The organism is Kluyvera sp. EC_51, from assembly GCF_019584505.1.
Taxonomy (GTDB): domain Bacteria; phylum Pseudomonadota; class Gammaproteobacteria; order Enterobacterales; family Enterobacteriaceae; genus Kluyvera; species Kluyvera sichuanensis.
This window is the reverse complement of sequence record NZ_VDAG01000107.1, coordinates 59,146-73,328: the sequence shown is the minus strand read 5'-3', so window position 1 is coordinate 73,328 and position 14,183 is coordinate 59,146. Positions and strand designations below refer to the sequence as shown.

The 14,183-nt window shown below is 54.9% G+C and carries 13 protein-coding genes; 9 read left to right on the top strand and 4 right to left on the bottom strand.

All coding sequences use genetic code 11. The features are described 5' to 3' along the window. Positions 1–27 precede the first annotated feature (27 nt). Genes yidC through rpmH form a run of 4 tightly spaced genes read right to left on the bottom strand, consistent with a single transcriptional unit; the run spans position 28 to position 2,415 of the window. Positions 28–1,674, bottom strand: coding sequence for a membrane protein insertase YidC (gene yidC / locus FHC49_RS21010; RefSeq protein WP_185668153.1), 1,647 nt, complete (start codon positions 1,672–1,674; stop codon positions 28–30). A 2-nt stretch (positions 1,675–1,676) separates the two neighbouring features. Beyond that, the gene (gene yidD, locus FHC49_RS21005; protein WP_015703903.1) at positions 1,677–1,934 is read right to left on the bottom strand and encodes a membrane protein insertion efficiency factor YidD; all 258 of its coding nucleotides are present in this window, start codon (positions 1,932–1,934) and stop codon (positions 1,677–1,679) included. Further along, positions 1,898–2,257, bottom strand: a complete 360-nt coding sequence (rnpA, locus tag FHC49_RS21000; protein WP_034881900.1) for a ribonuclease P protein component — start codon at positions 2,255–2,257, stop codon at positions 1,898–1,900. Before rnpA ends, yidD begins: the two co-directional genes overlap by 37 nt. Before the next feature lie 17 nt (positions 2,258–2,274). After that, positions 2,275–2,415 carry a 50S ribosomal protein L34 gene (gene rpmH, locus FHC49_RS20995; RefSeq protein ID WP_003849659.1) on the bottom strand — a complete coding sequence of 47 codons (141 nt, stop codon included), beginning with the start codon at positions 2,413–2,415 and terminating at the stop codon, positions 2,275–2,277. A gap of 777 nt (positions 2,416–3,192) precedes the next feature. Between rpmH and dnaA the strand changes: the two genes are divergently transcribed. From dnaA to FHC49_RS20950, 9 genes are all read left to right on the top strand, one after another. Beyond that, on the top strand, positions 3,193–4,590 hold the full coding sequence (gene dnaA, locus FHC49_RS20990) for a chromosomal replication initiator protein DnaA (RefSeq protein ID WP_185668152.1): 1,398 nt from the start codon (positions 3,193–3,195) through the stop codon (positions 4,588–4,590). Positions 4,591–4,594: 4 nt separating this feature from the next. Continuing rightward, a complete protein-coding gene (dnaN, locus tag FHC49_RS20985) occupies positions 4,595–5,695 on the top strand; it encodes a DNA polymerase III subunit beta (RefSeq protein ID WP_035896448.1) in 1,101 nt (366 codons plus the stop codon). Continuing rightward, the gene (gene recF / locus FHC49_RS20980) at positions 5,695–6,768 is read left to right on the top strand and encodes a DNA replication/repair protein RecF (protein ID WP_220440788.1); all 1,074 of its coding nucleotides are present in this window, start codon (positions 5,695–5,697) and stop codon (positions 6,766–6,768) included. Before dnaN ends, recF begins: the two co-directional genes overlap by 1 nt. 28 nt (positions 6,769–6,796) lie before the next feature. Then, entirely contained in the window at positions 6,797–9,211 is a 2,415-nt protein-coding gene (gene gyrB / locus FHC49_RS20975) for a DNA topoisomerase (ATP-hydrolyzing) subunit B (RefSeq protein WP_185668150.1), read from the top strand. Positions 9,212–9,347: 136 nt separating this feature from the next. After that, a complete protein-coding gene (locus FHC49_RS20970) occupies positions 9,348–9,749 on the top strand; it encodes a YidB family protein (RefSeq protein WP_220440787.1) in 402 nt (133 codons plus the stop codon). Positions 9,750–9,870: 121 nt separating this feature from the next. Then, positions 9,871–10,683, top strand: coding sequence for a sugar-phosphatase (gene yidA / locus FHC49_RS20965; protein ID WP_220440786.1), 813 nt, complete (start codon positions 9,871–9,873; stop codon positions 10,681–10,683). Positions 10,684–10,854: 171 nt separating this feature from the next. Next, positions 10,855–11,886: a hypothetical protein gene (locus tag FHC49_RS20960; protein ID WP_370631783.1), complete on the top strand. Its 1,032-nt coding sequence runs from the start codon at positions 10,855–10,857 to the stop codon at positions 11,884–11,886. Next, entirely contained in the window at positions 11,883–13,013 is a 1,131-nt protein-coding gene (locus FHC49_RS20955) for a BamA/TamA family outer membrane protein (protein ID WP_185668148.1), read from the top strand. The genes FHC49_RS20960 and FHC49_RS20955 overlap by 4 nt, the downstream gene beginning before the upstream one ends. Next, positions 13,010–14,134 carry a DUF4056 domain-containing protein gene (locus tag FHC49_RS20950; protein ID WP_370631782.1) on the top strand — a complete coding sequence of 375 codons (1,125 nt, stop codon included), beginning with the start codon at positions 13,010–13,012 and terminating at the stop codon, positions 14,132–14,134. Before FHC49_RS20955 ends, FHC49_RS20950 begins: the two co-directional genes overlap by 4 nt. The last annotated feature ends 49 nt before the right edge of the window (positions 14,135–14,183 follow it).

Sequence of the window (14,183 nt, the reverse complement as noted above, 5' to 3'; positions counted from 1 at the left end):
TTCCATTTTAGCTCGTGCTCAACCGAATCAGGATTTTTTCTTCTCGCGGCTATGCAGGCCACGTTTTTCCAGACCACGGTAAATCAGCTGTTGCTGAATGATGGTGACCAGGTTGCTGACGATGTAGTACACCACCAGACCAGATGGGAACCACAGGAAGAACACCGTGAAGATGACCGGCATGAAGGTCATGATCTTCTGCTGCATCGGGTCGGTCACGGTCGTCGGAGACATCTTCTGAATGAAGAACATCGTCGCGCCCATGATGATCGGCAGGATGTAGTACGGGTCTTGTGCAGACAGGTCGTGGATCCACAGGATAAACGGCGCATGACGCAGTTCAACCGAGGCGCTCAGCATGTAGTACAGCGCAAGGAAGATTGGCATCTGGATAATCAGCGGGAAGCAGCCACCCAGTGGGTTAACTTTTTCCGCTTTATACAGGGCCATCATTTCCTGGCTTTGACGCTGTTTGTCGTCGCCCAGACGCTCACGCATTGCCTGAATCTTAGGCTGCAGCATACGCATCTTCGCCATGGAGGTGTACTGCGCTTTGGTCAGCGGGTACATGATGCCACGAACGATAAAGGTGATAACGATGATGGAGAAGCCCCAGTTACCCAGGAAGCTATGGATCCACTTCAGCAATTTGAACAGCGGCTGAGAGATGAACCACAGCCAGCCGTAGTCAACGGTCAGATCCAGGTGCGGTGCAACGGCAGCCATTTTATCCTGAATTGCTGGGCCGACCCACAGGGTGCTCTGCAGTTTATCTGCCTGACCTGGCTGTACCAGAACCGGCTGAGATTTGTAGCCGATAGCCACTACGCCGTTACCGAGGTTAGCGGTGTAGAAGTTATTGGTACCGTTGTTCTGTGGAACCCATGCAGTAGTGAAGTACTGCTGCAGCATGGCAACCCAACCGTTTTTGGTGTTGGTGTTCAGGTTCTCGTTATCAACGATGGTATCGAATTTATATTTTTCGTATTTCGAATCAGACGTTGAGTACGCTGCGCCACGGAAGGTGTGCATTGTAGACAGGCCACCAGACTGTGTATCGCGACTGGTTGGCAGTGCTGCCGTCTGCTTCAGCTGACCGAAGGTAGAGACTTCCAGCGGTTTCTCGCTGGCGTTCTTCACGTCATAGCTGACGTTCACCGCATAATCACCGCGTTTCAGGGTGAAGGTTTTGGTGAAGACGTTGCCTGCTTTATCGGTATAGGTCAGTGGAATGACGATTTCGTTCTGGCCATCGGCCATCACAAACGCATCTTTATCGACGTTATACAGCGGACGCGGACCGTTAGCCGGGTTATCCGGGCCATCACGACCGGTTAAGCCGCTCTGTGCCTGATAGACAAACTGTGGGGTGGTTTCCAGTAACTGGAACGGTTCGTCAGATTTCAGCGCTTTCGGGTAAGCCGGAAGCAGCGCTTGCTCAATATCACCACCGCGAGTGTTGATAGTCAGCTCAAGCACATCAGTTTTAACCGTAATCAGTTTCCCTTGGCCACTGGCCGGTACGCCCTGGTCTGCGGCGCTACCCGCTGCTGTGGTCGTAGTCTGCGTGGTCTGCTGCTGGGCTTGAGGATTGTTATCCTGCTCCCAGGCTTGCCAGATCATGAAAGACACGAACAACAAAGCGATGATAAGGAGATTGCGTTGCGAATCCATCGTTAGTGTTCTCTGGTATCAAATGGTCCAGGCGGGACGGGGTCGTCACCACCAGGGTGTAAAGGGTGGCATTTTAATACGCGTTTCACTGTCAACCAACTGCCTTTTATCACTCCAAACCTGCGCAATGCCTCAATTCCGTATTGAGAACAGGTTGGCGTGAAACGACAATGTGGCCCGAGTAGCGGACTAATCAGGCGCTGATAGACCCTGATAAGGCCTATCAGGACCCGCGAGCCAGGCGACAATGGCGGCGCCATAATTTTTCCAACGCTTCCGAGAGAGCACGGTTATCGAGGTCGGCAACCCCTCTCTTTGCCACCACCACGAAATCCATTGGCGGGAGTTCATGCTGACGTAAACGGAAACTTTCACGCGTCAGACGTTTAATCCGATTGCGTTCATGTGCGCGTTTGACGTTTTTCTTGGCGACGGTGAGACCGATACGGGGATGCCCCAGCGAATTCAGGCGGCCGAGAATGGTGATTTGCGGCGTGCCAGCCCGTTGTGGCTGCTGGAAGACGAATGTGAAATGAGTGGGAGTTAACAAACGTAACTCCCTGGGAAATGCTAGCTTAACCACTCGAGGGGTTAGCTTTATTACTTAGAAACGGTCAGACGAGAACGGCCTTTAGCACGACGACGTGCCAGAACCTGACGACCATTTTTAGTAGCCATACGAGCACGGAAGCCGTGAGAACGGTTGCGCTTCAGTACAGACGGTTGAAAAGTGCGTTTCATGGCGATTTCTACCTAAACTTGAATAAATTCAATGGCTTTATTGGATATCCGAACGAAAATCGAACGATGGACACCGAAGCCATGGGTGATTAAAGAGGCCGGATTGTAATAATTGTACACTCCGGAGTCAATTCTCTTTCCTTATTTACCGCGTAAAAAACCACGTATCACCGCAGTTTTTCGCCCGGTAAATGAGCAGCGTCCTTCACCAAAATTCGCGCAGAACATGCCGGGTGGGGGATTATACGGCCTGCCCATTAAAGCGCAAGGATCATCCTGGATCTTTGTTAGATCATTTAAGCAGAAATTTGTCGCTAGTCATTAATTTTTCCAATATGCGAAGGAAATCGTGCCTTCTCTTTATCGGGATCGTTTACACTTAGCGCTTCTGGATCCACCCTGTGGATAAATCGGGAAGAATCTGTGAGAAACAGAAGATCTCTGGCGCAGTTTACGCTATGATCCTCGGCCCGATCGCGATCGGTGGATCGTAAAAGGGGAAAGTAACCGCGTCATTTCAGCACCGCGTCTGAAGGGCGCCGTTGAAAACCGCAGATAGCGGTTCGCACGTCACCCGCTTGCATCGGGTCTTTTCGACGTGTGCCAAAAATCACGAATTTTTAATCTTATACACAGCATTGTTCGGGCTGCATCTTTGCAGCAACTGAATGAGTCCCCCGACAGTATTCAGTTTCACTGGCGGCAGGATCGTCAGAGGTAGCCTGCAGGTTTGCCTGGAGGATGATGTGTATCGACTTTTTTCGAGTGGAGTCCGCCGTGTCACTTTCGCTTTGGCAGCAATGTCTTGCCCGATTGCAGGATGAGTTACCAGCCACAGAATTCAGCATGTGGATCCGCCCATTGCAGGCGGAACTAAGCGATAACACGCTGGCACTGTATGCGCCAAATCGTTTCGTACTTGATTGGGTTAGAGATAAATACCTCAATAACATCAACGGTCTGCTGAATGATTTCTGCGGCTCTGATGCCCCGCAGCTGCGCTTTGAGGTTGGCACTAAGCCCGTCACCCAGACCTTAAGAGAGACGGCGAACGTCAGCGCCCCGGCCCAGATGGCCCAGGTTCATACCCCGCGCGTTGCCCCGGCACCGCGTGCAGGATGGGATAACGTCCCGGCGCCTGCCGAGCCTTCCTATCGCTCTAACGTCAATGTTAAGCACACCTTTGATAACTTCGTTGAAGGTAAGTCGAACCAGCTGGCCCGCGCGGCGGCGCGTCAGGTGGCAGACAACCCTGGCGGCGCCTATAACCCTCTGTTCCTCTACGGCGGCACCGGTCTCGGTAAAACGCACCTGCTGCACGCGGTGGGCAACGGCATTATCGCCCGCAAACCGAACGCGAAAGTGGTGTATATGCACTCCGAGCGCTTTGTCCAGGACATGGTAAAAGCCCTGCAAAACAACGCGATCGAAGAGTTTAAACGCTACTATCGTTCAGTGGATGCCCTGCTGATCGATGATATTCAATTCTTCGCCAACAAAGAGCGCTCTCAGGAAGAGTTCTTCCACACCTTTAACGCCCTGCTGGAAGGTAATCAGCAGATCATCCTCACGTCGGATCGCTATCCGAAAGAGATCAACGGTGTAGAAGATCGTCTGAAGTCCCGCTTTGGCTGGGGCCTGACGGTGGCCATTGAGCCACCTGAGCTTGAGACCCGTGTCGCTATCCTGATGAAAAAAGCCGACGAAAACGATATTCGTCTGCCTGGCGAGGTGGCGTTCTTCATTGCCAAGCGTCTACGCTCTAACGTGCGTGAGCTTGAAGGGGCACTGAACCGCGTTATCGCCAACGCCAACTTTACCGGCCGGGCGATCACCATCGATTTCGTGCGCGAAGCGCTGCGCGACCTGTTAGCGCTGCAGGAAAAGCTGGTCACCATCGACAACATCCAGAAGACGGTGGCGGAGTACTACAAAATTAAAGTCGCGGATCTGCTCTCCAAACGACGTTCTCGTTCGGTAGCGCGTCCGCGCCAGATGGCGATGGCGTTGGCGAAAGAACTCACCAACCACAGTCTGCCGGAGATTGGCGATGCGTTTGGTGGCCGTGACCATACCACCGTGCTGCACGCCTGCCGTAAGATTGAACAGCTGCGTGAAGAAAGCCACGATATCAAAGAAGACTTTTCCAATTTAATCAGAACATTGTCGTCGTGATCCTATGAAATTTACCGTAGAACGTGAACATTTATTAAAACCGTTACAACAGGTGAGTGGCCCGTTAGGCGGGCGTCCGACATTGCCGATTCTGGGTAACCTGTTGCTGCAGGTCGCGGACGGCACGCTGTCGCTGACCGGTACCGATTTGGAAATGGAAATGGTAGCGCGCGTGGCGCTGCTGCAGGCACATGAACCGGGCGCGACTACCGTTCCGGCACGTAAATTCTTTGATATTTGCCGTGGCCTGCCGGAAGGTGCTGAGATTGCTGTACAGCTGGAAGGCGACCGTATGCTGGTGCGTTCTGGCCGTAGCCGCTTCTCGCTCTCTACGCTGCCTGCTGCCGACTTCCCGAACCTGGACGACTGGCAGAGCGAGGTTGAATTCACCTTGCCGCAGGCGACCATGAAGCGCCTGATTGAAGCCACTCAGTTCTCGATGGCGCATCAGGACGTTCGTTATTACTTAAACGGCATGTTGTTCGAAACCGAAGGTGAAGAACTGCGTACCGTAGCCACCGACGGCCACCGTCTGGCGGTCTGCTCCATGCCTATCGGGCAATCGCTGCCGAGCCATTCGGTGATCGTGCCGCGTAAAGGGGTGATTGAGCTGATGCGTATGCTCGATGGTGGCGATACGCCGCTGCGCGTGCAGATCGGCAGCAACAACATCCGCGCGCACGTCGGTGACTTTATCTTCACTTCCAAGCTGGTTGATGGCCGTTTCCCGGATTATCGCCGTGTATTGCCGAAAAACCCGGACAAACATCTGGAAGCCGGCTGCGATATTCTCAAGCAGGCCTTTGCCCGCGCGGCGATTCTCTCTAACGAGAAATTCCGCGGCGTGCGCCTGTTTGTCAGCGAAAACCAGCTGAAAATTACCGCTAACAACCCAGAGCAGGAAGAAGCAGAAGAAATTCTGGATGTCTCCTACCCGGGCACCGAGCTGGAAATCGGCTTTAACGTCAGCTACGTGCTGGACGTTCTGAACGCGCTGAAGTGCGAGAACGTGCGCATTCTGCTGACCGATTCCGTATCGAGCGTACAGATTGAAGATGCCGCATCACAGTCGGCTGCCTATGTTGTTATGCCAATGAGACTGTAATGTCGCTCTCCCGCCTGTTGATCCGCGATTTTCGCAATATTGAAAACGCGGATCTCGCGTTATCTCCTGGCTTTAACTTCCTGGTTGGCGCTAACGGCAGCGGCAAAACCAGCGTGCTGGAAGCCATCTATACGCTCGGCCATGGCCGGGCGTTTCGCAGTTTGCAGATTGGCCGCGTTATCCGCCACGAGCAGGAATCATTTGTCCTGCACGGTCGCCTACAGGGCGCGGAGCGTGAAACCTCTATCGGTCTGACCAAAGACAAGCAGGGCGACAGCAAGGTGCGCATCGACGGTACCGACGGCCATAAAGTGGCCGAACTGGCGCTGCTGATGCCGATGCAGCTGATTACGCCTGAGGGGTTTACTTTACTCAACGGCGGCCCCAAATATAGACGAGCGTTCCTTGATTGGGGATGCTTCCACAACGAAGCCGGATTCTTCAACGCCTGGAGCAACCTGAAGCGGTTGCTCAAGCAGCGCAACGCCGCGCTGCGCCAGGTGAGCCGCTACGCGCAGCTTCGTCCGTGGGATATGGAACTTATCCCACTGGCCGAGCAAATCAGCCGCTGGCGCGCGGAATACAGCGCCGGTATCGCCGAAGATATGGCGGATACCTGCAAACAATTTCTCCCGGAGTTCTCTCTGACCTTCTCCTTCCAGCGCGGCTGGGAAAAAGAAACTGACTATGCCGAAGTGCTGGAGAGAAACTTCGAACGCGACCGTATGCTGACCTACACGGCACACGGCCCACACAAGGCGGACTTCCGCATTCGCGCCGACGGCGCGCCGGTGGAAGACACCTTATCGCGCGGGCAGCTTAAGCTGCTGATGTGCGCGCTACGCCTGGCACAGGGCGAGTTTTTAACTCGCGAAAGCGGGAGACGCTGCCTGTACCTGATAGATGATTTTGCCTCGGAACTTGATGATGCGCGGCGTGGCCTGCTGGCCAGCCGTTTAAAAGCTACACAGTCTCAGGTTTTCGTCAGTGCGATCAGCGCTGAACACGTTCTGGACATGTCGGACGAAAATTCGAAGATGTTTAACGTGGAAAAGGGTAAAATAACGGATTAACCCAAGTTTAAATGAGCGAGAAACGTTGATGTCGAATTCTTATGACTCCTCCAGTATCAAAGTCCTGAAAGGGCTGGATGCGGTGCGTAAGCGCCCGGGTATGTATATCGGCGACACGGATGACGGCACCGGTCTGCACCACATGGTATTTGAGGTTGTGGATAACGCTATCGACGAAGCGCTCGCTGGTTACTGCAAAGATATCGTTGTGACTATTCACAGCGATAACTCCGTTTCCGTACAGGATGACGGCCGTGGTATCCCAACCGGTATTCACCCGGAAGAGGGCGTTTCTGCTGCGGAAGTCATCATGACGGTTCTGCACGCAGGCGGTAAGTTCGACGATAACTCCTATAAAGTCTCCGGCGGTCTGCACGGCGTGGGTGTTTCCGTAGTTAACGCCCTGTCCCAGAAGCTGGAACTGGTTATCCAGCGCGATAACAAAATTCACCGTCAGATTTACGCGCACGGCGTGCCGCAGGCACCGCTGGCCGTGACCGGCGATACCGAAAAAACCGGTACTATGGTGCGTTTCTGGCCGAGCTACGAAACCTTCACCAACGTCACCGAGTTCGAATACGAGATCCTGGCAAAACGCCTGCGCGAGCTGTCGTTCCTGAACTCCGGCGTCTCTATTCGTCTGCGCGATAAGCGTGACGGTAAAGAAGACCATTTCCACTACGAAGGCGGCATCAAGGCATTCGTTGAGTACCTCAACAAGAACAAAACGCCAATCCACCCGAATATCTTCTATTTCTCCACCGAAAAAGACGGTATCGGCGTCGAAGTTGCGCTGCAGTGGAACGATGGCTTCCAGGAAAACATCTACTGCTTCACCAACAACATTCCACAGCGTGATGGCGGTACTCACCTTGCAGGCTTCCGTGCGGCGATGACTCGTACCCTGAACGCCTACATGGACAAAGAAGGCTACAGCAAAAAAGCGAAAGTCAGCGCCACCGGTGATGATGCCCGTGAAGGTCTGATTGCGGTGGTTTCCGTGAAGGTACCGGATCCGAAATTCTCCTCTCAGACCAAAGATAAACTGGTCTCCTCCGAGGTGAAAACGGCGGTAGAACAGCAGATGAACGAACTGCTGAGCGAATACCTGCTGGAAAATCCGTCGGACGCGAAAATCGTGGTCGGCAAAATTATCGACGCGGCACGTGCGCGTGAAGCGGCGCGTAAAGCCCGTGAAATGACCCGCCGTAAAGGCGCGCTGGACCTCGCAGGCCTGCCGGGCAAACTGGCAGACTGTCAGGAACGCGACCCGGCGCTGTCTGAACTGTACCTCGTGGAAGGGGACTCAGCGGGCGGCTCTGCGAAGCAGGGGCGTAACCGTAAGAACCAGGCGATTCTGCCGCTGAAGGGTAAAATCCTCAACGTGGAGAAAGCGCGCTTCGACAAGATGCTCTCCTCTCAGGAAGTCGCCACGCTGATTACCGCGCTGGGCTGCGGCATCGGTCGCGACGAGTACAACCCGGACAAACTGCGTTATCACAGCATCATCATCATGACCGATGCGGACGTCGACGGCTCGCACATTCGTACGCTGTTGTTGACCTTCTTCTATCGTCAGATGCCGGAAATCGTTGAACGTGGCCACGTCTACATTGCACAGCCGCCGCTGTACAAAGTGAAGAAAGGCAAGCAGGAACAGTACATCAAAGATGATGAAGCGATGGACCAGTACCAGATCTCCATCGCGCTTGATGGCGCAACCCTGCACACCAACGCCAGCGCACCAGCGTTAGCGGGTGAGCCGCTGGAAAAACTGGTTGCCGAGTTCAACGCGACCCAGAAAATGATCAACCGTATGGAACGTCGCTTCCCTAAAGCGCTGCTGAAAGAGCTTATCTATCAGCCAACGCTGGTAGAAGCTGACCTGTCCGACGAACAGAAAGTGACGCGTTGGGTGAACGCGCTGGTGACCGAGCTGAACGAAAAAGAACAGCACGGCAGCCAGTGGAAGTTTGATATTCAGCACAACGTTGAACAGCAGCACTTCGAGCCGATTATTCGCGTCCGTACCCACGGCGTGGATACCGACTACGTGCTGGATAGCGAGTTCGTTAACGGTGGCGAATACCGTCGTATCTTCACGCTGGGCGAGAAACTGCGTGGCCTGGTGGAAGAAGATGCGTTCATCGAACGTGGCGAACGCCGTCAGCCGGTTTCCAGCTTCGAGCAGGCGCTGGATTGGCTGGTGAAAGAGTCCCGTCGTGGTCTGGCTATCCAGCGTTATAAAGGTCTGGGCGAAATGAACCCGGATCAGCTGTGGGAAACTACCATGGACCCAGACAGCCGCCGCATGCTGCGCGTAACCGTGAAAGATGCGATCGCCGCTGACCAACTGTTCACCACCCTGATGGGTGATGCCGTTGAGCCGCGTCGTGCCTTTATCGAAGAAAACGCCCTGAAAGCGGCGAACATCGATATCTAATACGTGTCGTCGTCCGGCCAACGCCGGAAAACCAACGCCAAAAACGCCTGAATTTTTTCAGGCGTTTTTTTATGCCCGTCGCCCACGAACTATACTTCTCTACGTCTTCTCTTAACCGTCATTCTGAGGTGGAAATATGGGGCTTTTTGATGATGTCGTAGGCTCGCTGCTCAGCGGCGATGCGGGTAAATATCAGGCTATCCTGAGCTGGGTAAACAAGCAGGGCGGTATTCAGGCGCTGCTGGAGAAGCTGCAAAGCGGCGGGCTTGGTGACATTGTTTCATCCTGGATAAGCAATCAGCAAAGTAATCAATCGATTAGCAGTGACCAGGTCGTCTCGGCGCTTGGCGCGCCCGCCGTGTCGGATCTGGGGGAAAAGCTGGGCACCGATGCCAGTTCTGCCTCAACGATGCTGGCGGAATATCTGCCGAAAATCGTCGATGCGCTGTCGCCAAAAGGTGAAGTGGACCCGCAGGCGCATAACGATTTGCTGTCAGCGGGCATGGATCTGCTGAAAGGCGGCAAACTCTTCGGTTAACGATGCGGCAAAAGGGGAGCACGCTTCTTGCGTTGTATCCCCGTTTTAAGCGCGGTTGGCTACTGTTTTTTGAGCTAAACCGAGTTAGCATGAGAACAGACTCATCTAACCTGGGGATCTCATGGCTATTAAACTTATTGCAATCGACATGGACGGAACATTGCTGTTACCGGACCACACTATTTCTCCTGCGGTAAAAAACGCGCTGGCTGCAGCACGTGCAAAAGGGGTTAACGTGGTCCTGACCACCGGGCGTCCGTACGCCGGTGTGCACAGCTACCTGAAAGAGCTGGGGATGAACGAGCCGGGAGATTACTGCATTACCTATAACGGCGCGCTGGTGCAGAAAGCCGGCGACGGCAGCACCGTGGCGCAGACCGCGCTGAACTACGATGACTACCGCTTCCTGGAAGAACTGTCGCGCAAAGTGGGTTCCCACTTCCACGCGCTGGATCGCAACACGCTGTACACCGCGAACCGTGATATCAGCTACTACACCGTGCACGAATCCTTTATCGCCACCATCCCGCTGGTCTTCTGCGAAGCCGAAAAAATGGACCCGGCAACCGAATTCCTCAAGGTGATGATGATTGATGAACCGGCCATTCTGGATAAAGCGATTGCCCGTATCCCGCCGGAAGTCAAAGAGAAATACACCGTGCTGAAAAGCTCGCCGTACTTCCTCGAGATCCTCGATAAGCGCGTGAACAAAGGTACCGGCGTGAAGTCGCTGGCCGATGTGCTGGGCATCAAGGCGGAAGAGGTGATGGCGATCGGTGACCAGGAAAACGACATCGCGATGATTGAATTCGCGGGCGTTGGTGTGGCGATGGATAACGCGATTCCGGCGGTGAAAGAGGCGGCAAACTTCGTCACTAAATCAAACCTGGAAGACGGCGTTGCCTGGGCGATTGAAAAGTACGTCCTGTCCTGATTTTCCCGTTGCCCGGCATCGTCCGGGCACTAACCTTAAGATTGTTTGCAAACTTGTTATTGTATTATCAGGTGTGAAACCGCACGGAAGTCCCCCAAATTAGTCCGTAATTTCTTTACTCTCCCCCCTCTTTTATCTCCGGGCAGATCTGCCTGTAAATACGTTTCTTTTATGATCAACAAACGCATCCGTCTGGTGCTGATGATGTCATCCTGTACGGTTTTTCAGACCTGGGCTGCGACGGATTCTGACTCGACGCTGACACCGCTTTATGGCTATCAGGATGATAGTCAGGTCACCCCTTTGCCTGCGAAACCTGTGGCCGCTGCGCCAGAAGAAAGCCACTCCGTTTTGCCCTTCTTAGGCGACGAAGCGCGTAAGCGTGGTTATGCGCTGCCATTACCGTTCGGCGTGAATATTAACTACATGAATATCCGGCAGAATATTGATGTAGATAGTATCAATTTTAACGGCCTCTATTTGGGCACGAAGTCGCTGGATAACGCCTTTAAAATCAACGTGGGCAATACCCGCGAAAGAAGCAAAACCGAAACGGTAAAGCTGGATGCCTGGCTGCTGCCGTTTATGAACGTATATGGCCTGTTGGGGTATACCGATGGGCATTCCGTTTCGCAGATTGGTGTTGATGTGCTTGGGCCAAATGGGCACTCCATTCCACTGCTGCCAAAGTATAAAAACCAGCTGCAAAACCTGGCCTTCCAGCTCGACTTTAAAGGCACCACCTACGGCATCGGCACCACGCTGGTCGGCGGCGTCGGCAACTGGTTTACCGCCTTCGACGCCAACTACACCCAGACGCAGTTCGATATTCTGGATGGCAGCATCGACGCGTTCACTATTTCTCCGCGCATTGGCTACCGTTTTAACACGCCGGGTATCGATACCCTGCATCTGCCTTCCGGTAAGTTAAACCTGTGGGTGGGCACTATGTATCAGGACGTGCAGCAGGAATTTAAAGGCAGCCTGAGCGATCTCACTATGCCGTCTGCGACGCTTCAGGAAATGGTGAATGCGGCGAACCGTGATGGCAAAGGGCGCTTCGACGTAAAACAGCATCTGTCGTCACCGTGGAACGTGCTGGTCGGGGCGCAATATGAGCTTACCCGCAACTTCAACGTCACCACTGAGATCGGTTTCGCCGACCGCAATAGCTTCTTTGTGGCGGGAGAGTATCGCTTTTGACACGCCTCGCGCTGCTCCTGCCTTTTTGTCTGTTTGCCGGTCAAGTTCAGTCGGCGCTGCCCACTCGCGATCAGGTTGATGGCTGGCTGAAAACGCTGGGGGCTAGCGATAACTTTGATGCCAGCAAAGGCATTGATTGGGGCGTGATGCCGGGGCCATTTTACACCCCGGAGCTAGGGCTCGGCGTGGGCACGGCGGTGGTGGGTATGTACCGCCCCGACCCTCATGATACGGTCAGCCAGAACTCAACGCTGACGCTAAGCGGCTACTTCAGTTCGACCGGTGCATTTGGCGTTACGATGCAGAATTACGCTTTTTTCGCCGACGATCGCTGGCGTTTCTTCCTTGATGGCTCCCTGACTGACACCCCGACCTACTACTGGGGACAGGGCTTCAGCGCGGGAGATAAAGACAGTAAGAAAGCGCAGTATACCGCCCAGGATCTCGACCTGCGCCCGACGCTGTACCGACAGCTGGCACCGAACGTTTATCTGGGTATTGGCTGGTCGCTGAATGCCCAGCATGCGACGCAAATAGACGATAACGATCCGCCAAAAATCAACGATACCGCCCAGGGCGCGTCGGTGTTGAGCTCCGGTAGCAGCGTTGATCTCAGCTGGGATGACCGCGATTTCGTCCCTAATCCGCGCAAAGGGCAGTACGCCGATCTCCGCTACACCCGCTTTACCCCAGATGTCGGCAGCGATACCCGCTTTGATGAATACCAGCTTCACTACAGCCGCTATCACTCGCTGGACGACAACAACGTGCTGGCGTGGGAGATGGATGGCGCGTTTACCCAGGGCGATGTTCCCTGGACGATGATGCCGCTGCTCGGCAGCAATCAGCGGATGCGCGGCTACTACGAAGGCCGCTACCGGGATAAAAACGTCGTCAGCGGTCAACTGGAGTACCGCCGTAAGCTGGACTGGCGGCACGGCGTCGTTGGCTGGCTGGGGGCGGGCACCATGGGGCCATCGTTCCACGCGCTGGACGATGGACGCTGGCTGCCCTCGGCGGGCGTTGGCTATCGTTTTGAGTTCAAGCCGCGCGTGAACGTCCGGCTGGATTACGGCATTGGCAAAGGCAGCAGCGGTTTTTACTTTCAGGTAGGAGAAGCATTTTGAAGGCGTGGGTGAAAACAATATCGCTGCTGGCGCTGTGCGCCGTGACGCAGGTCTACGCCGCGCTGCCGGTAGCGCTGGATTTAGCTCCTCAGGCGACCTCGCAGGCCAGCAGCGCCTGGCCCGCCATGCCGCCGCAGCCGCTGCCAAAAGGACTCCGTCCGTGCTGCGCCTTTGGCTACAACCTGCACGCAGAGCTGCTGGGCATGCCGGTACCGTTTTACCAGTTGGATAACGTGGCCTATGCCAGCCATCTTGGGCAGCATCAGTACAACGATAAGATGTTGGCGGGTCTGGAGAATCTGACGGGCCTGAGTGGCGAGAATAACGGCATTCTCTACACGACCCGTGGCGGCTTTATTGATACCGCCCATGTCCGCGATACGGCGGACATGACGGTCTATATTTTTAGCCAGCTTCTGCCGCGGCTGGGGCAGGCGTTTACGCTCGATCTGGAGAGCGAGCTGGCGCAGCGCCGGCTAGTCTTTACTGCTTTTACTCCTCCCACCGATCCTGCTGAACGTTACACGCTGGCCGCCTGGCTTGCGGCGCATCTGGCCTATCAGGTCGCGGAGTGGCACGAAATTGCGCAGTGGTACGGTTTTGAATCCGTTCCCGGTTTTTCGGAGGGAGTTTCCGCCTTTTCACCGGAAGATCTCTACTCAAACCTGCTTGGTGCGCGCTTAGCCGTCTCGCTGATCCTCGACGGACAGACCGTTTCCCAGGGCGTCTACAATGCGGCGATGGGCACGGCCCTCACTCAGGCGTTAATGCATTTGGGCGCTCAGCCCCCAGCGATGACTCGCTTCCATTTCGATATGCTGGACGGCCGCTGGTGGAACAGCCAGCGTCGTGTCCCGGAGAAATATCTGGTGCTGCATCGTAACTTCCAGATGGGCGACAATCGCCTGCCAACGCGTGTACCGGGTGAGCAGAGCGCGCCGCAGCGTCTCACGCTGCCGCATCGTTGGCAGGGCGTCAACCTGGCCGACCTTGGGCAATTGCAGCTATGGCCGGGCGCGTCTATGAAGCAGCTTCCGCCACCGGCGCGTTATTACACTGCGGAGGATTTTCCGACGCTGGCGGCCAGCGCGCAGCAGGTGGATGCTCAGCCCCGTCGCTAAAGGCTTATGGGTTCGCGCCCCCGCGTGGTAAAAAGAGGCGGTATCTTTC